The organism is Marinococcus sp. LNSP9103-4 (assembly GCF_056034345.1).
Genome location: NZ_JBQLIA010000002.1, coordinates 100,443 through 120,857, shown reverse-complemented (window position 1 = coordinate 120,857; position 20,415 = coordinate 100,443). Strand labels below are relative to the sequence as shown.

Here is a 20,415-nt window from a genome sequence, read left to right as displayed (position 1 = left end):
GGGCTGTCCCGAATAGTGGTCACTTGACTGCTTCTATTCAAGGGGATGGCCCCTTCTTTCTGTAATGAATATGTTTTTCAGATTGAAGCGTCTTCTTGTAGAATGGTAAGATAACACGTATGGACAAGAGCGAGGAGTGAAGATGAACGATGAGTAAACGCGATTATTACGACGTGCTTGGCGTCAGCAAAGACGCAGACGAGCAGGAAATAAAGAAAGCATATAGAAAACTGGCACGCCAGTATCACCCGGACGTCAACAAGGAAGACGACGCCGAAGAAAAATTTATTGAAATCAAAGATGCCTATGATACATTAAGCGATCCCCAGAAGCGTTCGAATTACGATCGTTTCGGCCATGAAGATCCGAACCAGGGCTTTGGCGGCGGCGGAGCCGGAGCAGGCGGCTTCGGCGGCGGCTTTGGCGACATTTTCGATATGTTTTTCGGCGGCGGTGCTTCAAGAGATCCAAATGCTCCACGGCAGGGGGCGGATCTGCAGTATACGATGACGCTCACCTTTAAGGAAGCAGCCTTCGGCAAAGATACAGAGATCGAAATTCCAAAAGAAGAAAATTGTGAAACGTGCGGCGGCGACGGCGCAAAGCCAGGCACAGAAAAAAGAACGTGCCGCCAGTGCGGCGGGCAGGGTCAGATGAACGTAGAACAGAATACGCCGTTTGGCCGTGTCGTGAACCGTCGTGTGTGTGACCGCTGCAGCGGCTCAGGCGTTGAAGTCGAAGAAAAATGTCCTACATGTAACGGAAACGGCCGCATCCGCCGGAACAAAAAGATCAATATTCATATTCCGGAGGGCGTCGACCACGGCCAGCAGATCCGCGTGAGCGGTCAGGGCGAGCCGGGCGCAAATGGTGGACCACCGGGCGACCTGTTTGTCGTTTTCAACGTACAGCCGCATGAATTCTTTGAACGTGACGGAGATGACGTCTACTGCGAAATGCCGCTGACATTTGTTCAGGTAACGCTTGGCGATGAAATCGAAGTGCCGACACTGCGCGGTAAAGTTAAATTGAAAATACCGGCTGGCACCCAATCGGGAACAAAATTCCGTCTCCGGAATAAAGGCATTAATAACGTGCATGGACGCGGCCAGGGCGATCAGCATGTGAAAGTCCAGGTAGTGACACCGAAGAAACTGACGGACCGGCAGAAGGAACTGCTGCGGGAATTCGCAGAAATCAGCGGCGATGAAGAAACCGATGAACAGCACGGAAATTTCTTTGATCGTGTGAAACGGGCGTTTCGCGGAGAGTAAAAAGGGAGGAGCAGACATATGAATTGGATTGAAATTTCTGTCCACACTACCCAGGAGGCCATTGACCCTGTATCGTTTGTGCTTCAGGAAGCAGGAGCAAGCGGGGTCGTGATTGAAGATTCGGCCGACCTGGAGCGGGAATGGGAAGAGGCAGAAGACGAATGGTTCATGCTTTCTGAAGATAATTATCCGGATGAAGGCACGCTTGTGAAAGCCTATCTTCCGATGACAAGCTACGTCACCGATACTGTGGAGGAAATTAAGCAATCCATTAATGAACTGCTCCTTTACGATATTAATTTAGGACGAAACCAGGTAGTGCTCAAAGAAATCGCCGAGGAAGACTGGGCAGAGGCCTGGAAAAAGTATTACAAGCCTGTCCAGATCACGAATAAAGTTACTATTGTGCCTTCCTGGGAAGAGTATGAAAAAAAGAGCTGGGAAAAAATCATTATGCTGGATCCGGGCATGGCGTTTGGCACCGGCACCCACCCGACAACCGTGCTGAGTATGCAGGCGCTTGAAGAGTACACACGTCCGGGTAATGCAGTGCTGGACGTCGGCACTGGGTCCGGCGTGCTCGCTATAGGCGCATGCTTATTCGAAGCAGGAGAAATTCTTGCGCTCGATCTTGATGAAGTAGCCGTCAGGAGTGCTGAAGAAAATATCAGCCGAAACGGGATGGCAGATAAAATCACTGTGGCCCAATCGGATTTGCTGGAATACCGGTCGATGCAGGCAGATATCATTGTGGCTAATATTTTGGCACCTATCATTATCCGCCTTGCAGAGGATGCGTTTAGTTCCCTTCAGCCGGATGGTGTGTTTATTACTTCAGGCATCATTGAAAGCAAACGTACGGATGTCGAACAGGCTCTGACGGAAGCGGGTTTTGTTATTGAAGATGTGCGGGCAGTCGAAGACTGGCTGTGCATTATCGCCCGCCGGCCGCAGACACTGTAAAGGAGAGGAATATGCAGCATTATTTTGTGGATCCCTCCTCCATACAGCATGAATATATACAAATCACGGGTAATGATGCAAAGCACATTGCCCGTGTTATGCGTATGGGCCCGGGAGAAAAAATTGTATGTAAAGACAATCAGGGACATGCCTTTGTGACTGAAATTGAAAGCGTGGAAGAAAAAAGTGTCCACGCAAAAATAATCAGCGAGTGGACAGGAGGAGCAGAGCTTCCTGTAAATATTATCGCTGCCCAGGCTCTGATTAAAGGAGAAAAAATGGACACTGTCGTGCAAAAAGCAACAGAGCTTGGAGCCTCGGCGATTTATTTTTATGAAGGGGACCATTCTGTGGTAAAATGGGATGCGAATAAACGGCAAAAGAAAATTGATCGTTTAAACCGAATTGCTAAAGAAGCAGCAGAGCAGTCAGAGCGGATGTATATACCGGAAATTGTTTATTTTTCCTCGGCACTTAAGGTTATAGAAAACACGGCTTCTGTCGGGAGCCGGATCGTTTTATCAGAAGCAGAAGCGAGAGCAGAACTGCCCGCAAAGCTTCCTGAGGTGTTTGCCGGGCATCCGGAAACGCTGCTTGCATTTATCGGGCCGGAGGGCGGATTTTCCCGTAGCGAGCTTGCCCTGTTTGAGGAACAGCACATTCCTGCGACGTCCCTGGGGAAGAGAATTGTTCGAAGCGAAACCGCTTCTTTGCTGCTGCTTGGAGCAGTGACATATTATTATGAAATTCAGGAGGGGAACATATAATGAGATCAGTGGCGTTTCATACTCTTGGCTGTAAAGTAAACCATTACGAAACGGAAGCCATATGGCAGCTGTTTAAAAACGACGGCTATGAAAAAAAGGAATTTGATCAGACCGCGGATGTCTATGTTATCAACACCTGTACGGTAACAAACACCGGAGATAAAAAAAGCCGCCAGGTAATCCGGCGCGCAGTACGTAAAAATCCGGAAGCCATTATATGCGTCACCGGCTGTTATGCCCAGACCTCTCCGGGAGAGATTATGGATATTCCCGGCGTCGATATTGTCGTTGGCACACAGGACCGCAAAAAAATGCTCGACTATATTGAAGAGTACACGGTGTCCCGGGAACCAATTAACGGTGTAAGCAATATTATGAAAAACCGTGTGTACGAAGAACTCGATGTACCGGAGTTTACCGACCGCACGAGAGCGTCGCTGAAGATTCAGGAAGGGTGCAATAACTTCTGTACCTTCTGTATCATCCCGTGGGCCCGTGGTCTGCTCCGTTCGAGAAACCCGGAAGAGGTTATGCATCAGGCTGAACAGCTGGTTAACAAAGGCTACAAGGAACTGGTGCTGACAGGCATTCATACAGGAGGCTACGGTGAAGACCTGAAAGACTATAATCTCGCAGGACTGCTCCGGGATCTTGAAACCATCGATGGGCTAAAACGGATCCGTATTTCTTCCATAGAAGCAAGTCAGATCACCGATGAAGTGATTGATGTGCTCCGCAGGTCAAACAAAGTAGTAAATCATCTGCATGTGCCGCTTCAGGCTGGCTCAAACACCGTGCTTAAAAGAATGAGAAGAAAATACAGTGTGGAATTTTATGCGGACCGCCTCGAAAAACTGCGCGAAGCGCTTCCGGAATGCGCCATCACCACAGATGTGATTGTAGGCTTCCCGGGGGAAACGAAAGAAGAATTTCAGCAGACGTACGACTTTATCCGGGACCAGCGTTTCTCAGAACTGCACGTATTTCCATATTCGAAGAGAACCGGTACCCCGGCTGCTAAAATGAGCGATCAGGTTGAGGATGAAGAAAAAAATGACCGGGTGCACCGTCTGATTGAACTATCCAATCAACTGGCAAAAGAGTATGCTTCGCGTTTTGAAAATGAAGTCGTGGAAGTAATTCCGGAAGAAGAAGATAAAGAAAAACCAGGTTACTTTGTCGGCTACTCGACAAATTATATAAAGGTACGTTTCCCTGCGAACCCGGAATGGCGTGGTGAAATTGTGCGCGTGAAAATTACGAATGCAGGCTATCCATTGAATGAAGGGGAATTTGTACGCGTGCTTGACCATGATACAGCAACGCTTGTATAACTATAACAGCTAAACTGGAGGAGAAAGTATGGCAGATCTCGCGCAATATATTGATCACACACTGCTGAAGCCGGAAACCACATTTGAAGATATAAAACGTATCACAGCGGAAGCGAAAGACAATCATTTCAAATCTGTATGCATTAATCCGGCGATGGTTCCTTTTGCAGCGGAAGAACTAAAAGGCTCCGGCGTGCTTGTCTGTACAGTGATCGGTTTTCCACTCGGTGCCACAAATCCGGAAACAAAAGCATTTGAAGTGAAAAATGCCATCGCCAACGGAGCGAAGGAAGTTGATATGGTTATCAATATCGGCGCCTTAAAAAGTGGGGAAGACGATCTGGTCCGCGCGGACATTGAAGCGGTTGTGCAGGCTGCAAATCAGGAGGCACTGGTGAAAGTGATAATAGAAACAGCGCTGTTAACTGATGAAGAGAAGAAGAAGGCCTGCAGTCTTGCAGTTGAAGCTGGAGCGGATTTTGTAAAAACATCCACCGGGTTTAACGGAGGAGGAGCAACGATCGAAGATGTGCGTCTGATGAAAGAGACGGTGGGCGACCGTGCCGGCGTAAAAGCGAGCGGCGGGGTCAAAGACCGTCAGACTGCTCTTGCATTAATTGAAGCCGGAGCGTCCAGGCTCGGTGCAAGCTCTGGCGTGAAAATACTGCAGGGTGAAACCTCAAGCGAAAACTACTAACAATCTCTGCCTGCCAGCTCGTTGATTTTTTGGCACAGATGCTTTATACTATTTACCAAATGGCTAGTATTTGAGTAATAGTCTTTATTCATATATTAGTTAGATTGGTTGTTCGGAGGGAGGGAATCACATGGCAGAGACAAGAAAGAAAAAGAATGAAGATATTGATGCCGCTCTTCGCCGTTTTAAGCGTAGCCTTTCCAAAGAAGGAACAATGGCTGAAGTGAAAAAACGCAAACACTACGAAAAACCTAGTGTTCGTCGTAAGAAGAAAAGCGAAGAAGCTAGAAAACGTAAGTTTTAAGTAAAGAAGGTGCTGCATCCTTGGAACTCATGGACCGTTTAAGCAGTGACATGAAGTCAGCAATGAAAAACAAGGAAAAACAGCGTTTAAATGTTATCAGAGGCCTGCGGGCTTCGATGCAGAATGAAGCTATCAAGCTCAATAAAGAGCTTGATGAAAGTGAAGCAACAGCGGTTTTAAACCGCGAAATGAAACAAAGAAAAGATTCCCTCCATGAGTTTGAAAACGCAGGACGGGAAGATTTAGCAGAACAGACTAGGTTTGAAATGGACGTCATATCTGAATATCTTCCTGCTCCTTTATCGAATGAAGAATTGGAATCAATTGTGAAAGAAACTATTCAGGAGGAGAATGCCTCTTCGATGAAAGATATGGGAACAGTGATGTCTGCGGTGATGCCTAAAGTCAGCGGAAAAGCGGACGGTTCCCAGGTAAATCAATTAGTGAAAAAGCATTTATCTTCTTGATAATAAGAAAGCTAGAGATCGAATCAGGGTTCAGTTCCGGTTCGGTCTCTTTTTTTAAAACATATGCCAGTCTTCCTCCCGAAATAAACGGGAAAAAATTGAAACGCTTTTATCTTTATCCTCGTACATAAGAGTATAGACATATAACTAATGAACGGGAGGGGGGATAGAGGTGGAGCAGAGAAAAAGCAGATGGCTGTCCGTTCTTCTTGCCATACTTTTCATGACAGCCGCCTGGCTTCCGGCATCTGTACAGGGGGCCGGTGAAAATCAGACCGTATATGTTATCCCGGTTGAACAGACCGTTGAACAGGGAATGGCTGCATTTTTGGAACGATCGGTGGAAGAAGCGGAAGAAGCTGATGCCGACAGGATTATTTTTGAACTGGACACGCCCGGAGGCGCGGTGGATGCCGCAGGTGAGATTGCCTCGATTATCAATGGTACATCTATTCCAACTACCGCATATGTAACGGACCAGGCTATGTCAGCAGGAGCGTTTCTGGCTTTGAGCGCTGACGAAATTGCCATGGCGCCTGAAACAGAAATGGGAGCAGCCCAGGTTATTGACGGCTCGGGCAATGCAGCATCTGACAAGGCTCAGTCAGCCTGGGTGTCTAATATGGTCAATGCAGCTGAATCCAATGACAGAGATCCAGTGTATGCAGAAGCAATGGCTGACCCTGGAGTTGAACTGCCGGATTATCGTGCCGGAGAAGGTGAACTGTTAACGCTTACGGCGTCGGAAGCAGCTTCTGAAGAAGTGGGCTATGCAGAATACATTGCCGACAGCAGAGATGATCTTCTCAGTCAGATGAACCTGGGCAATGCTGCAGTGGAAGAAGCAGATATCAGCGCAGCCGAGCAGATCGCAAGATGGGTGACCAGTCCGTATGTGATTCCTATTTTATTGAGCGTCGGCATGATTGGCCTAATACTTGAAGTATTTTCACCGGGATTTGGAATTTTTGGAGGCATCGGTCTCGCATCCTTAGGACTATTCTTTTTCGGTCATATGATTGCCGGGTTTGCCGGCTTCGAAGGGCTGCTGCTGTTTGGCGTCGGCTTAATATTACTGCTGATAGAATTCTTTGTTCCTGGTTTTGGAATTTTTGGTATATTAGGTATAGGGGCAGTCGTTGGCAGCCTGTTTATGTCGTCGTTTTCTGTTTCCGTTATGGCGATCTCCGTCGTTCTGGCAGCGGTAGCCGCCATCGTCGCAGCAGTAGTTATGGTGGTTGGGTTCGGAAAACGGGGGCCAATGAAAAAGCTGGTGCTTCAGGATACGTTTTCTTCGAAGGAAGGATATGTGTCAAATGAAGGAAGAACGGACTTATTAGGCAGAGAAGGAACGGCATTGACTCCGCTGCATCCGACCGGTGCAGTAGATATTGACGGGGAAAAAATCGATGTCGTTTCAGACGGCCGCTATCTCGACCGCGGAGACGCTGTGCAGGTAGTGCGTGTAGAAGGCACGCGTGTTGTAGTAAAGCCATACTCTAACAAAGAAAGAAGGGAATCATGACATGGGAATTGATATAGGTCTCGTTATTGTATTAGCTATTATTTTAATAGCGCTCGTCATTTTATTCACTTTTGTACCAGTTGCGCTTTGGATTTCGGCGCTTGCTGCAGGGGTGAAAGTAGGTATTTTCCAGCTGGTCGGTATGCGGCTCCGGAGGGTTATTCCGTCGAGAGTAGTAAACCCGATGATCAAGGCAGAAAAAGCTGGTCTTGATATTGAACTGAACAAGCTTGAAGGCCACTATCTGGCTGGCGGTAATGTGGACCGGGTGGTCAATGCACTAATCGCCGCCCAGCGTGCAAATATTGAACTTACATTTGAACGTTGTGCTGCTATCGACCTTGCCGGCCGTGACGTATTGGAAGCCGTACAGATGAGTGTTAACCCGAAAGTTATTGAAACACCATTTATTGCCGGTGTCGCAATGGACGGTATTGAAGTGAAAGCAAAAGCAAGAATCACCGTACGCGCAAACATAGACCGTCTGGTCGGGGGTGCCGGTGAAGATACCGTTATCGCCCGTGTTGGTGAAGGTATTGTTTCGACGATCGGTTCTTCGCAGAATCATAAAAAAGTATTGGAAAACCCGGACAGCATCTCACAGACTGTTCTTTCCAAAGGGCTGGATTCAGGTACGGCTTTTGAGATTTTATCCATTGATATAGCCGATATTGACATTGGCAAAAACATTGGTGCAGAACTGCAGACAGACCAGGCGGAAGCAGATAAAAACATCGCCCAGGCGAAAGCCGAAGAACGTCGCGCCATGGCTGTTGCTCAGGAGCAGGAAATGAAAGCACGCGTAGAAGAAATGCGTGCGAAAGTTACCGAGTCCGAAGCAGAAGTGCCAATGGCAATGGCAGAAGCCCTGCGTTCCGGAAACCTTGGCGTCATGGATTATATGAATATCCAGAACGTTATGTCTGATACGGATATGCGTGAATCCATCAGTAAATCCGGTAAAGACGACGACCAAAACGGTCCATATAACCGCCCGCACACCGATAAATAAGGGACTTTGTCCGTAGAAGAAGGTGAATGAAGCGATGGAGCAGCTGTTTGAACTAGTGTTTGAAAATCTGTGGATTTTACTGCTGCTCTTCGGCGGTTTGATTACGTTTATGGGCCGGGGAGACAGCAGCCAGCAGCAGGACAGCGGTGACGGTGATTCAAGGCGGCGCGGGGCTTTTGGAAAACTCGAAGACATATTCGAAGAGTTTGAAAATGCCCGCAAAGAAAATACGCCGAACCGTCCTCAGAATGATCCTTCTGGAAGTCCCGGCAATCATCCAACGCGCCGGGTGCCGGAAGCTGAGGCAGAGCTGTACAAAGAAGAGACAGATAATCCTCAGAATAAAAGCAGTGCTTTAAAAGAATACGAAAAACGCCGCGAAGAGCTTCAGCAGCAAAAGAAAAATGCAAGCCAGCGTCTTGAGCGTGCTTCGCGCCAGTCTGCTGAACGCGGAGGCGTGATGTCAGACGGGGAAATCGGCGGAGCGCGGAGAAATCCACGGTCGATAAATAAAAAAGAAGCAGCAAACGGACTCGTGTGGGCGGAGGTCCTCAGCCCGCCGGTCACCAGGCGCAGTGGTTATCCTTACCAGCGGCAGTCAACAATGTCACGTGAAAAAGTGACGCCGCACCGTTCCGCTAAAAAAAGCAGTAATGAGTGAGCCTGATCCTCGGATCAGGTTCTTTTTTTTCTGAAAATCGTAAAATGTCTGCTATTTTTTGCAACACCCTCAGCGTGGTGGTAGAGTAGAGTTAGCATACTAACGAAAAAACTGATAACAGCAAGGATATGATATTATACTCAAGGAGACTGAGCTATATTGACCGAAAAGAAAACGTTAGAATTACAAGTGAATGAAATGAACGACATCCAGCAGCTGTTTGGTCCAAACGATGTGCACATTGAGCGGCTTGAAGAAAAGCTGGGCGTTTCGATTATTACCCGGGGCGGCTCGCTGATCGTAGAAGGAAACGAAAAGCAGGCAGCGCTGGTCGAAGAAGTGATTGAAGCTTTGGCAAGGCTGCTGAAAAAACGGGTGCGGATTTCAGAACGGGACGTTGTCTATGCCGCGCAGCTTGCCGAGGAAGGAAAGCTTGAAAAGCTTGAAGATCTTTTCCAGGAGCAGATTGCTGTAAATGCTGAAGGCAAGCCAGTGATGATAAAAACCTTGGGGCAAAAGGAATATATTGATCAGATCCGTCGTAAAGACATGATATTTGGCGTTGGCCCGGCTGGTACAGGCAAAACCTATCTGGCGGTCGTAATGGCGATAAATGCTTTAAAAGAGGGGCGGGTGAAGCGGATTGTACTAACCCGTCCGGCGGTGGAGGCTGGAGAAAGCCTCGGATTTCTTCCGGGAGACCTGAAAGAAAAGGTGGATCCATATCTGCGTCCGCTGTATGACGCCCTGCATAATATCTTTGGAGCGGAGCATACACAGCGGTTAATGGAGAGAGGGACGATCGAAGTAGCTCCCCTCGCGTATATGAGAGGCCGGACGCTGGACGATGCTTTTGTTATTCTCGATGAAGCCCAGAACACCACGAAAGAACAAATCAAAATGTTTTTAACGCGGCTCGGCTTTGGCTCAAAAATGATCGTTAACGGGGACCTCACCCAGATTGATCTTCCCAAAGGCCAGCAGTCAGGGCTGAAGGTGGCGGCACGCATTTTAAAAAACATCGATCATATTGGGTTCGTTTACCTTGAAGCCACGGATGTCGTACGGCATACACTCGTGCAGCAGATTCTTGATGCTTACGAACAGGAGGAAGGCGATCCAAAGCGTACGCTGAACCGGCCGGACAAACCAACAAACAACTAGTCAGGGGTGGACAGGTGTGAGTATTGAAGTAGATATGGTGGATGAAACGGAACGAGTAGAACCGAAGCACTGGGAGCTGGTGAAAAACATCCTGCAGTTCGCATGTGAAAAAGAAGGAGTTGTAGACGGCTCGGAGGTCTCTGTAAGTTTTGTGGATAATGAAATGATTCAGGCGGTCAACAGAGAATACAGGGAGATCGACCGGCCGACTGATGTAATTTCATTTGCGCTGAATGACGACGAAATTCAGCCCCAGGCTGAAGGCATACCGAACCTGCTCGGAGACATTATTATCAGCGTTCCCAAGGCGCAGGAGCAGGCTGGGGAATACGGTCACTCGTTTGAAAGAGAACTGGGCTTTTTGGCCGTTCACGGCCTGCTTCATTTGCTTGGATACGATCATATGGACAAAGAGGAAGAAGATAAAATGTTTTCGCGTCAGGAAAGGATTCTTGAAGCGTATGGATTACCGCGATAAATCGGTGCCTAAACGCTGGAAGGACGGCTTTATATTTGCTGGAAAAGGTATCCTCCTTGCCTTCCGGGAAGAGCGTCACATGCGCTTTCATGTCTTTTTCGGTCTGGCAGCCGTTCTTTTGGGATGGGTGTGCGGCATCGCTTTATGGCAGTGGGCTGTTCTTTTGCTGGCAATTGCCGGCATGCTTGTGCTCGAAATGGTTAATTCAGCGCTGGAGCGCCTGGTAAATTTAGTATCGCCGGAATGGAATAAAACCGCGGGAGATGTCAAAGACATTGCTGCCGGTGCGGTACTCATTTACGCTGTATTTGCTGTCATCATCGGTGTAATGATTTTTATGCCTTCCATATGGGAATGGCTGAACTGACAAAGGGGGAAGAACATTGGCTATAGAAAACGAACTGCTTGAACGGGCTAAACAGGCAAGAGAGCAGGCGTACGTCCCGTATTCCAAATTTCCGGTAGGAGCGGTTTTTGTAGGAGAGGACGACGAGTGGTACGAAGGGTGTAATATTGAAAACTCGTCGTACGGATTAAGCAACTGTGCAGAACGGACAGCCGTGTTCAGCGCGTTGCGTACGGGTATACGAAGCGGGAAAATGGTAGCTGTCATCGCTGATACGAAAGGGCCGGTCGCTCCATGTGGTGCCTGCCGGCAGGTGCTTTCTGAGTTTCTGCCGAAGGATGCCCGGATTGTATTGGGCAACCTGCAGGGTGAAATGAAAGTAACAACGATGGAAGAACTGCTCCCGGGAGCATTCGGTCCGGAAGATTTATAGTATGAAAGCAGGAAAGAAGAGGGAAAATAATGAGTGAATCGTATCATTCCGGATTTGCCGCTTTAATCGGGCGCCCCAATGCGGGAAAATCCACATTAATGAATCAGGTGCTTGGCCAAAAGATTGCGATCATGAGTGATAAAGCACAAACAACAAGAAATAAAATCCAGGGCGTTTACACGACGGAAGACTCCCAGATTGTTTTTATCGATACCCCTGGCATTCACAAGCCAAAGCACAAGCTGGGCGATTTTATGGTTCGTGCGGCTCTGCAGACGCTGAACGACGTTGATATCATTTTATATCTGATCGATGCGTCAGAGTCATACGGCCCCGGCGAGGAATATATTATCGAAAAACTGAAGCGGACAGACACGCCGGTATTTTTAATCGTTAATAAGATCGATAAAGTTCATCCCGACGAACTGCTCAAAGTGATTGCCAGCTATTCCGAACGGTATGATTTTGCCGAGGTAGTACCGGTTTCTGCGTTGAACGGCAATAATGTGACGACGCTTCTCGAAGAGCTTACCAAATATCTCGAGGAAGGCCCGCAGTTTTATCCGGAAGATCAGGTCACTGATCACCCGGAACGGTTTATCGTGAGTGAACTGATACGTGAAAAAGCGCTGCAGCTTACTCGCGAAGAAGTTCCGCATTCGCTCGCCGTTGTTATCGATGAAATGAAAGAACGGGAAAACGGGGCGGTGTATGTGGCAGCTACGATTGTTGTTGAACGCCCGACCCAAAAAGGCATTATTATCGGTAAGCAGGGCTCAATGCTCAAGGAAATCGGACAGCGGGCCCGGGCAGATATTGAGTCGATGCTCGGCTCGAAGGTGTTCGTGGAGCTTTGGGTGAAGGTGGAAAAGGACTGGAGAAACAGCGCATATCTGCTTCGTGAGAACGGGTACCGCGAAGACGAATATTAAGAAATCGCCTGGGAGCGGAGGAACAGCATGATTCAGAAAACAGAAGGAATTGTTTTGCGGACTGCTTCCTACGGGGAATCCAATGTAGTGTTAACGGTTTATACAAGAGAGCACGGGAAAATGGCGATGATGGCCAAAGGGGCAAAGAAGCCAAGCAGTCGTCTGCGCTCGATCTCCCAGCCGTTTGTCTACGGAACGTTTGTGTACTATCCGGGCAAAGGAATGAGAACGCTCAGTCAGGGAGACGTAACGGATTCATTTCGCAGCGTGCGTGAAGACATCGTTCTTACTTCCTACGCTTCCTATTTGTCCGAACTTCTTGATAAAGTTACCGTGGATCAGGAGCGAAATCCTTATCTATTTGAGCTGTTTTGGCAGCTTCTGCGGCGTATCGATGAAGGCGAAGATGCCGAAGTGCTTATCCGTCTGTTTGAAGTGAAAATGACCGCAGTGGCAGGCATCCAGCCCGTGATCGACCGCTGTGTGAACTGCGGGCGGCAGGAGGGAACATTTCATTTTTCCATCCGGGAAGCGGGCTTTCTCTGTCATCTTTGCTGGGAGATCGATCCGTACCGTTTCCGCATTCAGCCGAAAACGGTGAGGCTTTTGCGGACGTTTTTCTACATTGATGTGCACCGGGTAGGCTCTGTTTCTGTATCGGCCGAAACGAAAAAAGAGCTGAAGGATGTGCTGAACAGCTATTATGATGCGTATGCAGGTATTCATTTAAAGGCAAGGCGTTTTCTGGAACAGATGGAAAAGTGGAACGTTGAATGAGTGCTTGACACACTCGTAAATGTTAAGTACTATTTCAATACAATCATAATGATGCGCAGGGAAAGAAAGTAGTAGCAATCTTCTTCAGTTTTAGCGAGTGCAGGATAGTGAAAGCTGCACGCTGACCGGTTGTGAAGGCGTTCTGGAGCGTAGAATGGATAAAGCGGCTTTTCGGCTGTAATGCCGAAATAGCAAGTAGGGTGGAACCGCGGTAATAACCGTCCCTATACCTGAGTGACAGGTATAGGGGCTTTTTTAATGAAAATAACCGAAAAACAAAAGGGGTGTTTAACATGGCAATGAATATTCAGGAAATGATTTTAACATTGCAGAACTACTGGGCGGACCAGAATTGCATTATTATGCAGGCCTACGATGTGGAAAAAGGAGCGGGGACGATGAACCCGATGACATTTCTGCGCAGTATCGGACCAGAGCCGTGGAACGCAGCATATGTAGAACCGTCAAGACGGCCGGGCGACGGACGCTACGGGGAGAATCCGAACCGTTTGTATCAGCATCATCAGTTTCAGGTAGTCATGAAGCCTTCGCCGGACAACATCCAGGAGCTGTATTTAAAAAGCCTGGAAGCAATTGGTATTGACCCGCTTGCCCATGATATCCGCTTTGTGGAGGACAACTGGGAGGCTCCGACGCTGAGTGCCTGGGGCCTTGGATGGGAAGTCTGGATCGACGGCATGGAAATTACCCAGTTTACGTATTTCCAGCATGTTGGCGGCATGGATGCCCACCCGGTGACAGCTGAAATTACATACGGCATTGAACGGCTGGCGTCGTATATTCAGGATAAGGAAAACGTATTTGACCTGGAATGGGTGCAGGGCGTTTCATACGGAGATATGTTTTTGCAGGCGGAATACGAGCATTCAAAGTATTCGTTTGAAATTGCGGATAAAGAGCTTCTTTTGAATCAGTTTGCCGCAAGTGAAAAGGAAGCAGAGCGGGCTATTGAGGAAAAGCTGGTGCTCCCTGCCTACGATCACGTGCTGAAATGCTCGCATTTGTTTAACCTGCTCGATGCCCGCGGGGCGATTTCAGTGACGGAGAGAACCGGATATATTGCACGTGTGCGCAATCTGGCAAGAAAGTGCGGAAAAGCGTATTACGACGAACGGGAAAAACTAGGATTTCCGCTACGGAAGCAGGAGGCGATGAACGATGACAACTAATCATTTTTTACTCGAAATCGGCGTGGAAGAAATGCCCGCCCGCTTTGTGGAGGGTGCGGTCAAGCAGCTGAAGGAAAAAACGGAAACCTGGCTGCAGGAGCAGCGGCTCAGCTATAGCACTGTTCACATGTTTTCTACTCCGAGACGGCTAGCGCTCCGGATTGAAGACCTGGCTGATTATCAGGAGGATATGGTCGAAGAGGCCCGTGGACCGGCCAAAAAGATCGCTCTCACAGAAGACGGGGAATGGAGCAAGGCTGCTTTAGGCTTTGCCAGAGGCCAGCAGGTCGATACGGAGGATCTGTACTTTAAAGAGGTAAAAGGCACTGAGTACGTTTTTGTGGAAAAAGAACACAAGGGCCGGCCGACCTCAGAGCTGCTGCAGGAGATGGAAACAATTATTACGTCTCTCGCTTTTCCGAAAAATATGCGCTGGGGAAGTCACGAACTCCGCTTTGTGCGCCCGGTTCAATGGCTCGTGGCGTTGTACGGAGAGACAGTGATCCCATTTACGATTACAGACCGCACAGCCGGCAATATTTCTTACGGACACCGGTTTTTGGGGGATGCCATTACTATTCATAAGCCGGAAACGTACGAGCAGCAACTGAAAGAGGAGTATGTGATTGCGGATGCGTCTGAAAGAGCAGAATTGATTCGCAGCCAGATCGAAGAGATTGAAGCGGAAAACAGCTGGCACATTCCGATAGATGATGAGCTGCTTGCCGAAGTGAATCAGCTCGTGGAATACCCGACCGCACTGCACGGCTCATTCGATGAAGCGTATTTGGACATTCCGCGGGAGGTGCTCGTTACATCCATGAAAGAACACCAGCGGTATTTTCCGGTAGAAAATGATGAAGGCAGTCTCCTTTCGTATTTCATTACAGTACGAAACGGTAATGCTGAGCACCTTGACCAGGTCCGGAAAGGAAATGAGAAGGTACTCCGGGCGCGTCTGGCTGATGCCCAGTTTTTCTATGACGAAGATCAGAAAATGTCGCCGGAGGAAGCGGTGGAAAAATTAAACCACGTAATTTATCAGGAAAATCTGGGTACAGTCGGTGAAAAGGTAATGAGAGTGGAGGCTGTCAGCACCCGACTCGCAGAATACCTGCAGCTGGACAGCACGAAGGTGCAAAATGTTAAGCGTGCCGCTCATATTTCCAAATTTGACCTCGTAACGTTAATGGTGGACGAGTTCACTGAGCTCCAGGGGATTATGGGAAGAGAATATGCCCGGATGGCAGGAGAAAACACCGCAGTTGCCGAAGCTATTGCAGAACATTATAAACCAAAGTCCGCCGGAGATGCTCTCCCGAAAAATGTCGAAGGCGCGGTTATCAGCGTGGTGGATAAAATGGACACTATTGTTTCGAGCTTTGGTGTAGGGATGGTGCCGACCGGGTCCCAGGACCCTCACGGGCTGAGAAGACAGGCAGCAGGTATTGTCCAGACAATCACCGGGCACCGGTTTCCGCTCACAGTTCAGCAGCTGATCGTTCTGGTGATGGATGAAATCAAAGAGCGTTCTCTTCTTCAGCGGGAAGAAGCGGATGTTCTGAAGGATCTCGAAGAATTCTTTACCCAGCGTGTCCGCCAAAAGCTGCTTGATGAGGGTGTCCGCCATGATATTGCGGATGCTGTGCTGCTTCATCTTGGCGAAAGAATTGATGTAGTGACAGAAAAAGCTGGATTTATTCAAGCGCGTGCTGAAGAAGCAGACTTCAAAGAAACGGTGGAAGCACTCAGCCGGGTGACCAATATCGCAAAAAACACAGACCGTGGTTCGGATATTCAAACAGAGCTGTTCGAGGCTGAAGAGGAAAGAGAGCTTTACGAAAAAAGCAAAACCTTAAATCAGCAGCTCGATAAAACGCTTGGGCAGGCGGATGTCGCAGGTGCGTATCAAGCGCTACAGGCAGTTACGCCGGCGATTAACGCCTACTTTGATCATGTTATGGTTATGGCTGAAGACGAACAGGTAAAGCAGAACAGACTGCAGCAGATGGCACTGTTATCCAGGGAAATTGAACGGTTCGCCCGCTTTCGGAGCATTGTTTTTTCATCGTAAAGCAATGCGTCCGTGCGAAGCGCCGATGAAGGTGGGGAGTCACTATCGAATTAACAGAGCGTCAGGAAACCATCCTGCAGATTGTTAAAGACAATGGGCCGATCACCGGGGAGCATATCGCAGACAGGCTTTCACTGACGAGAGCCACTCTGCGCCCGGATCTGGCCATTCTCACAATGTCAGGATTTTTAGAAGCAAGACCAAGAGTAGGATATTATTATACTGGGAAAACAGACACCGAAGAACTGAATAATCAGCTGCAGAAGTTAACCGTCAAACATTATCAGTCGATCGCAGTGGTCGTCTCGGAATCAGACAGTGTGTACGATGCTATCTGCACTATGTTCCTTGAAGATGTCGGCACTCTCTTTGTGGTGGATAAACAAGGCTATCTGGCCGGCGTCCTTTCAAGAAAAGATCTGCTGCGGGCGAGTCTCGGCCGCCAGGATACGGAAGCAATCCCTGTAAGTATTATTATGACAAGGATGCCCAACATCACGATCTGCAAAAAAGAAGATTTGGTCGTTTATGCAGCAACCAAGCTGATCGAGCGTCAGATTGACGCTCTGCCGGTAGTAAAAGACGCCGGCGGTGGAAAGTATGAAGTGGTCGGCAGAGTTACGAAAACAAATATAACTAAAGTATTGGTGGATCTGGCCAATAACCAATTATTTTAACCCGAGGAGGCAGACATGACCACAAAACAAGAGCGTCCAGTAGTATACGTAGTGTCCGATTCGGTAGGAGAAACGGCTGAACTGGTAGTAAAAGCCGCTGCGAGTCAGTTCGGGGAAGACGGAATGGAAGTACGCCGTATTCCGTACGTTGAAGACGAGGGCACGGTGGAAGAGGTCATTCAGCTTGCCAAGGAAGCCAGGGCAATGATTGCGTTCACGCTGGTGATTCCAGAGATCAATCAGTACCTCCGGGAGCACGCGGAAGAGGCCGGGGTAGACACCGTTGACATTATGGGCCCGGTACTCGATAAAATGGTGACGCTCACGAATCAGCAGCCAAGATATGAGCCTGGTCTCGTATATCGTCTGGACGAAGACTATTTCCGTAAGGTGGAGGCAATCGAATTTGCGGTCAAATATGATGACGGCCGTGACCCGCGGGGCATTGTCCGGGCAGACATTGTGCTGATAGGCGTTTCACGAACCTCAAAAACGCCTCTTTCCCAGTATCTGGCCCATAAACGTCTGAAGGTGGCAAATGTGCCGCTGGTTCCGGAGGTGGATCCGCCGGAGGAATTGTTTAATATTCCTAGTGAAAAGTGCATCGGGCTTCGGATCAGCGCCGATAAATTGAACCGGATCCGTTCGGAACGCCTGAAGGCGCTTGGACTGAGACCGGAAGCAAACTATGCGAGTATGGAGCGTATCCAGGAAGAGCTCGACTACTCGGAAGCGCTGATGAATAAAATCGGCTGTACGGTGATTGATGTGTCCAACAAAGCTGTGGAAGAAACAGCCAATATTATCTCCAATATGTTTCAGCAGCGCTAGGAGAGAATCAGCATGACGAAAAAGGAACCCACAGTGTATGTGGACGCTGACGCATGCCCGCATAAAGAAACGATCGACACGTGGGGAGCGGGCAAAAGCATGCGGATCGTTTTTGTGGCGAGCAGCGCCCACGCCTCAAATAAAGTGTATGAAGCAGAAACCGTGATGGTGGAAAACGAGCCCGAAGCGGCGGATATGTATATTTGGAACCATGTCTCTGCCGGCGATCTGGTGATTGCCGATGATCATGGCCTGGCAGCAATTGCTCTTGAAAAAGGAGCGGCGGTTCTCTCTTTTCGGGGGAAGCGCTGGAAAAAGGGTGACGAAGAATGGCTGCTTGCCGGCCGGTATGCCGGCGTGCTGGCCAAACAGGGAAAGCACAGAGTTAAAGGGCCTAAAGCAATATCGCTTGAAGAACGCCAGCGTTTTTTTGAGGGCCTGGAGATCTTTGAAGCAGGCGGCAGTGAGTCCAAATGGTAATAGGCTCATCGGGGAGGAAACAAATTGGCAGCGTTTATTCCAGAAGAAAAAGTTGCTGAAATTCGGGAAAAAATCGATATTGTCGAAGTCATCAATGATTACGTACAGCTAAAAAAACAGGGCAGGCATTATCTCGGCCTGTGTCCTTTTCATGGGGAAAACACCCCGTCATTTTCTGTTTCGCCGGAGCGGCAGCTGTATCACTGTTTTGGCTGCGGCGCAGGCGGCAATGCCATAACTTTTTTGATGGAGCACGATGGCCTGACATTTGTGGAAGCTATTCAATCCCTTGCAACCAAAACGGGTACCGAGCTGCCCGAGCTTGAAGATCAATACCCCGGGGAACGGGAACAGCACCAGGCTAAAAAAGATGCGCATCAAATGGCGGCCAAGTTTTATCATCATCTGCTGATGAATACAGAACAAGGGAAAGAAGCCTATGACTATTTAACGGCGCGGGGAATCAGTGAAGAGATTATTGAAGAGTTTCAGCTCGGCTATGCACCGGAGCGAAATAATATGCTTGTACAGCTGCTTGAAAAAAGAGATTATGACCTGGAAGAAATGGAAGAAGCCGGACTGATTCTCCGCCAGGAATCCAGCTGGCAGTGGAATGACCGTTTTCGCGGGCGGGTCATGTTTCCTATTCATAACCAGCGCGGGCAGGTTATCGCCTTTGGCGGCCGCGCACTCGGAGAAGGTGCGCCGAAATACTTAAACAGTCCGGAAACGCCCATCTTTTTAAAGCATGAAACGCTCTACTCGTTTTCCAAAGCCCGCCAGGCAGTCCGCAAACAGGATGAAGCCGTTCTGTTTGAAGGCTATATGGACGTTATTGCTGCCTGGAAAGCGGGAGTGAAAAACGGGGTTGCGGGTCTTGGCACGGCTTTCTCTAAACGACAGGCCGAGCAGATCCGAAAAGCAACAGACAAAGCGGTAATTGCTTATGACGGTGACAGCGCCGGACGGGCAGCGGCGTGGAAAACCGGAGATATTCTTGAAAAGCAGGACATCAATGTACGGGTGGCGCTGTTTCCGGCAGAGATGGACCCGGACGACTATATACAGGCGTACGGGGCAGAAGCATTCAAGGTACAGCTGTCGGAGCGTGCGGTACCTTTTATGTCCTTTAAGGTTCAGGAGCTGCGTAAAAATAAAAACCTTCAAAATGAAGGAGACCGTCTTGCCTATATCGAAGAAGTACTCCGGGAAACATCTGTGATCAGCAGTGCTGTAGAACGTGAATTCTACATGAAGCAGCTGGCAGAAGAATTTGACCTGTCGATGGACGCTCTCCGGGAAGAAGAACGTAAAGTACAAAAAAAGGAACAGAAGGAAAAGGCAGCAAAGGCTCCTTCGTCTGTGGAAACAGGCAAACGGTGGCGGAGCGGAGCGCTTCCGAAAAAACAGGTGTCGATGCGATCGGCCTATGAGAATGCTGAACGGTCGCTCCTCGCCTTTATGCTTCAGAACCGGGAGGTCGCCGGGGAGGTTAAAGAGCGTATTGGAGGAGAATTCAACATTGATGCCCATACAGCGCTCGCGGCATATTTATATGCTTATTATGATGACGGCCATGATCCTGATGTAAGCCGGTTTATGGAATACGTTGAAGAGCAGGAGCTTGTGAACCTGGTATCTGAGCTGATGCACCTTGACATTCCGGCAGAAATATCAGATAATGAAATGTCTGACTATGTTGAACAGATTAAAATTCGACCAAAACGGGAAGAATTACTGCAAAGGCAGAAACAGCTTAAAGACGCTGAAAGAAATGGTGATTCAGAAACAAATCAGCGACAGTTGCTGACAAGAATCATGGAATTGATGATGCAGCTGAAGAAAAACTAGCCTGAAGCAATTTGCTTGCGCTTTTCCTTTGTGGTTGATAAGATATGATCACGATAGAAGGAAAGCGTGCCAGTTTGATGTGCACGCTCTTTCTATGTGCCTGCCGTCCTTTCAACCAGCTAAGAAAATACCAGGAAAAGAAATCGTCGGCACAGACAATTGCGGGCATGTAAAGAGA

The 20,415-nt window shown here is 48.7% G+C and carries 22 protein-coding genes; all 22 read left to right on the top strand.

Translation table 11 applies throughout. The features are described from left to right. Window positions 1-149: 149 nt before the first annotated feature. The gene (gene dnaJ, locus ACTRXG_RS02060) at window positions 150-1,274 is read left to right on the top strand and encodes a molecular chaperone DnaJ (protein WP_322525752.1); all 1,125 of its coding nucleotides are present in this window, start codon (window positions 150-152) and stop codon (window positions 1,272-1,274) included. A gap of 18 nt (window positions 1,275-1,292) precedes the next feature. After that, window positions 1,293-2,237, top strand: coding sequence for a 50S ribosomal protein L11 methyltransferase (prmA, locus tag ACTRXG_RS02055; protein WP_474283872.1), 945 nt, complete (start codon window positions 1,293-1,295; stop codon window positions 2,235-2,237). A gap of 11 nt (window positions 2,238-2,248) precedes the next feature. After that, entirely contained in the window at window positions 2,249-3,004 is a 756-nt protein-coding gene (locus tag ACTRXG_RS02050) for an RsmE family RNA methyltransferase (protein ID WP_474283870.1), read from the top strand. Next, a complete protein-coding gene (gene mtaB / locus ACTRXG_RS02045) occupies window positions 3,004-4,338 on the top strand; it encodes a tRNA (N(6)-L-threonylcarbamoyladenosine(37)-C(2))-methylthiotransferase MtaB (protein WP_322525755.1) in 1,335 nt (444 codons plus the stop codon). The genes ACTRXG_RS02050 and mtaB overlap by 1 nt, the downstream gene beginning before the upstream one ends. A 28-nt stretch (window positions 4,339-4,366) precedes the next feature. Further along, window positions 4,367-5,035: a deoxyribose-phosphate aldolase gene (deoC, locus tag ACTRXG_RS02040; protein WP_474261773.1), complete on the top strand. Its 669-nt coding sequence runs from the start codon at window positions 4,367-4,369 to the stop codon at window positions 5,033-5,035. Window positions 5,036-5,165: 130 nt separating this feature from the next. Further along, window positions 5,166-5,339, top strand: coding sequence for a 30S ribosomal protein S21 (gene rpsU, locus ACTRXG_RS02035; RefSeq protein ID WP_022794945.1), 174 nt, complete (start codon window positions 5,166-5,168; stop codon window positions 5,337-5,339). Window positions 5,340-5,359: 20 nt separating this feature from the next. Further along, window positions 5,360-5,806: a GatB/YqeY domain-containing protein gene (locus tag ACTRXG_RS02030; protein WP_474283868.1), complete on the top strand. Its 447-nt coding sequence runs from the start codon at window positions 5,360-5,362 to the stop codon at window positions 5,804-5,806. A gap of 172 nt (window positions 5,807-5,978) precedes the next feature. After that, window positions 5,979-7,331 carry an NfeD family protein gene (locus ACTRXG_RS02025; RefSeq protein WP_474283866.1) on the top strand — a complete coding sequence of 451 codons (1,353 nt, stop codon included), beginning with the start codon at window positions 5,979-5,981 and terminating at the stop codon, window positions 7,329-7,331. Window position 7,332: 1 nt separating this feature from the next. Beyond that, on the top strand, window positions 7,333-8,343 hold the full coding sequence (gene floA / locus ACTRXG_RS02020; RefSeq protein WP_022794948.1) for a flotillin-like protein FloA: 1,011 nt from the start codon (window positions 7,333-7,335) through the stop codon (window positions 8,341-8,343). Between the two features lie 34 nt (window positions 8,344-8,377). Next, window positions 8,378-9,004, top strand: a complete 627-nt coding sequence (locus ACTRXG_RS02015; RefSeq protein WP_474261775.1) for a hypothetical protein — start codon at window positions 8,378-8,380, stop codon at window positions 9,002-9,004. Window positions 9,005-9,163: 159 nt separating this feature from the next. Then, window positions 9,164-10,168 (top strand): PhoH family protein, encoded by a 1,005-nt coding sequence (locus tag ACTRXG_RS02010; protein ID WP_474283864.1) that lies wholly within the window; start codon window positions 9,164-9,166, stop codon window positions 10,166-10,168. A gap of 16 nt (window positions 10,169-10,184) precedes the next feature. Then, entirely contained in the window at window positions 10,185-10,646 is a 462-nt protein-coding gene (ybeY, locus tag ACTRXG_RS02005) for an rRNA maturation RNase YbeY (protein ID WP_474261776.1), read from the top strand. Next, complete coding sequence (locus ACTRXG_RS02000; protein WP_474261876.1) at window positions 10,630-11,013, top strand: diacylglycerol kinase family protein; 384 nt, start codon at window positions 10,630-10,632, stop codon at window positions 11,011-11,013. Before ybeY ends, ACTRXG_RS02000 begins: the two co-directional genes overlap by 17 nt. A gap of 16 nt (window positions 11,014-11,029) precedes the next feature. Further along, complete coding sequence (locus ACTRXG_RS01995; RefSeq protein ID WP_474261777.1) at window positions 11,030-11,425, top strand: cytidine deaminase; 396 nt, start codon at window positions 11,030-11,032, stop codon at window positions 11,423-11,425. Between the two features lie 29 nt (window positions 11,426-11,454). Then, window positions 11,455-12,357 carry a GTPase Era gene (gene era, locus ACTRXG_RS01990; protein ID WP_091611883.1) on the top strand — a complete coding sequence of 301 codons (903 nt, stop codon included), beginning with the start codon at window positions 11,455-11,457 and terminating at the stop codon, window positions 12,355-12,357. A 27-nt stretch (window positions 12,358-12,384) separates the two neighbouring features. Continuing rightward, the gene (recO, locus tag ACTRXG_RS01985; protein WP_474281895.1) at window positions 12,385-13,134 is read left to right on the top strand and encodes a DNA repair protein RecO; all 750 of its coding nucleotides are present in this window, start codon (window positions 12,385-12,387) and stop codon (window positions 13,132-13,134) included. A gap of 299 nt (window positions 13,135-13,433) precedes the next feature. Further along, window positions 13,434-14,324, top strand: coding sequence for a glycine--tRNA ligase subunit alpha (glyQ, locus tag ACTRXG_RS01980; RefSeq protein WP_474261877.1), 891 nt, complete (start codon window positions 13,434-13,436; stop codon window positions 14,322-14,324). Then, on the top strand, window positions 14,314-16,398 hold the full coding sequence (gene glyS, locus ACTRXG_RS01975; RefSeq protein ID WP_474283862.1) for a glycine--tRNA ligase subunit beta: 2,085 nt from the start codon (window positions 14,314-14,316) through the stop codon (window positions 16,396-16,398). Before glyQ ends, glyS begins: the two co-directional genes overlap by 11 nt. Window positions 16,399-16,442: 44 nt before the next feature. Beyond that, complete coding sequence (ccpN, locus tag ACTRXG_RS01970; protein WP_474281963.1) at window positions 16,443-17,075, top strand: transcriptional regulator CcpN; 633 nt, start codon at window positions 16,443-16,445, stop codon at window positions 17,073-17,075. A 15-nt stretch (window positions 17,076-17,090) separates the two neighbouring features. Continuing rightward, window positions 17,091-17,906, top strand: a complete 816-nt coding sequence (locus ACTRXG_RS01965; RefSeq protein ID WP_322525764.1) for a pyruvate, water dikinase regulatory protein — start codon at window positions 17,091-17,093, stop codon at window positions 17,904-17,906. Between the two features lie 12 nt (window positions 17,907-17,918). Continuing rightward, complete coding sequence (locus tag ACTRXG_RS01960) at window positions 17,919-18,386, top strand: DUF188 domain-containing protein (protein ID WP_474281891.1); 468 nt, start codon at window positions 17,919-17,921, stop codon at window positions 18,384-18,386. Between the two features lie 24 nt (window positions 18,387-18,410). After that, the gene (dnaG, locus tag ACTRXG_RS01955; RefSeq protein ID WP_474283859.1) at window positions 18,411-20,237 is read left to right on the top strand and encodes a DNA primase; all 1,827 of its coding nucleotides are present in this window, start codon (window positions 18,411-18,413) and stop codon (window positions 20,235-20,237) included. Window positions 20,238-20,415: the final 178 nt, after the last annotated feature.

Bases quoted from the DNA above. Each gene is read 5' to 3' on its own strand.
- dnaJ (WP_322525752.1), top strand. From the start codon at position 150: ATGAGTAAACGCGATTATTACGACGTGCTTGGCGTCAGCAAAGACGCA.
- prmA (WP_474283872.1), top strand. From the start codon at position 1,293: ATGAATTGGATTGAAATTTCTGTCCACACTACCCAGGAGGCCATTGAC.
- ACTRXG_RS02050 (WP_474283870.1), top strand. From the start codon at position 2,249: ATGCAGCATTATTTTGTGGATCCCTCCTCCATACAGCATGAATATATA.
- mtaB (WP_322525755.1), top strand. From the start codon at position 3,004: ATGAGATCAGTGGCGTTTCATACTCTTGGCTGTAAAGTAAACCATTAC.
- deoC (WP_474261773.1), top strand. From the start codon at position 4,367: ATGGCAGATCTCGCGCAATATATTGATCACACACTGCTGAAGCCGGAA.
- rpsU (WP_022794945.1), top strand. From the start codon at position 5,166: ATGGCAGAGACAAGAAAGAAAAAGAATGAAGATATTGATGCCGCTCTT.
- floA (WP_022794948.1), top strand. From the start codon at position 7,333: ATGGGAATTGATATAGGTCTCGTTATTGTATTAGCTATTATTTTAATA.
- ACTRXG_RS02015 (WP_474261775.1), top strand. From the start codon at position 8,378: ATGGAGCAGCTGTTTGAACTAGTGTTTGAAAATCTGTGGATTTTACTG.
- ACTRXG_RS02000 (WP_474261876.1), top strand. From the start codon at position 10,630: ATGGATTACCGCGATAAATCGGTGCCTAAACGCTGGAAGGACGGCTTT.
- era (WP_091611883.1), top strand. From the start codon at position 11,455: ATGAGTGAATCGTATCATTCCGGATTTGCCGCTTTAATCGGGCGCCCC.
- recO (WP_474281895.1), top strand. From the start codon at position 12,385: ATGATTCAGAAAACAGAAGGAATTGTTTTGCGGACTGCTTCCTACGGG.
- glyQ (WP_474261877.1), top strand. From the start codon at position 13,434: ATGAATATTCAGGAAATGATTTTAACATTGCAGAACTACTGGGCGGAC.
- glyS (WP_474283862.1), top strand. From the start codon at position 14,314: ATGACAACTAATCATTTTTTACTCGAAATCGGCGTGGAAGAAATGCCC.
- ACTRXG_RS01965 (WP_322525764.1), top strand. From the start codon at position 17,091: ATGACCACAAAACAAGAGCGTCCAGTAGTATACGTAGTGTCCGATTCG.
- ACTRXG_RS01960 (WP_474281891.1), top strand. From the start codon at position 17,919: ATGACGAAAAAGGAACCCACAGTGTATGTGGACGCTGACGCATGCCCG.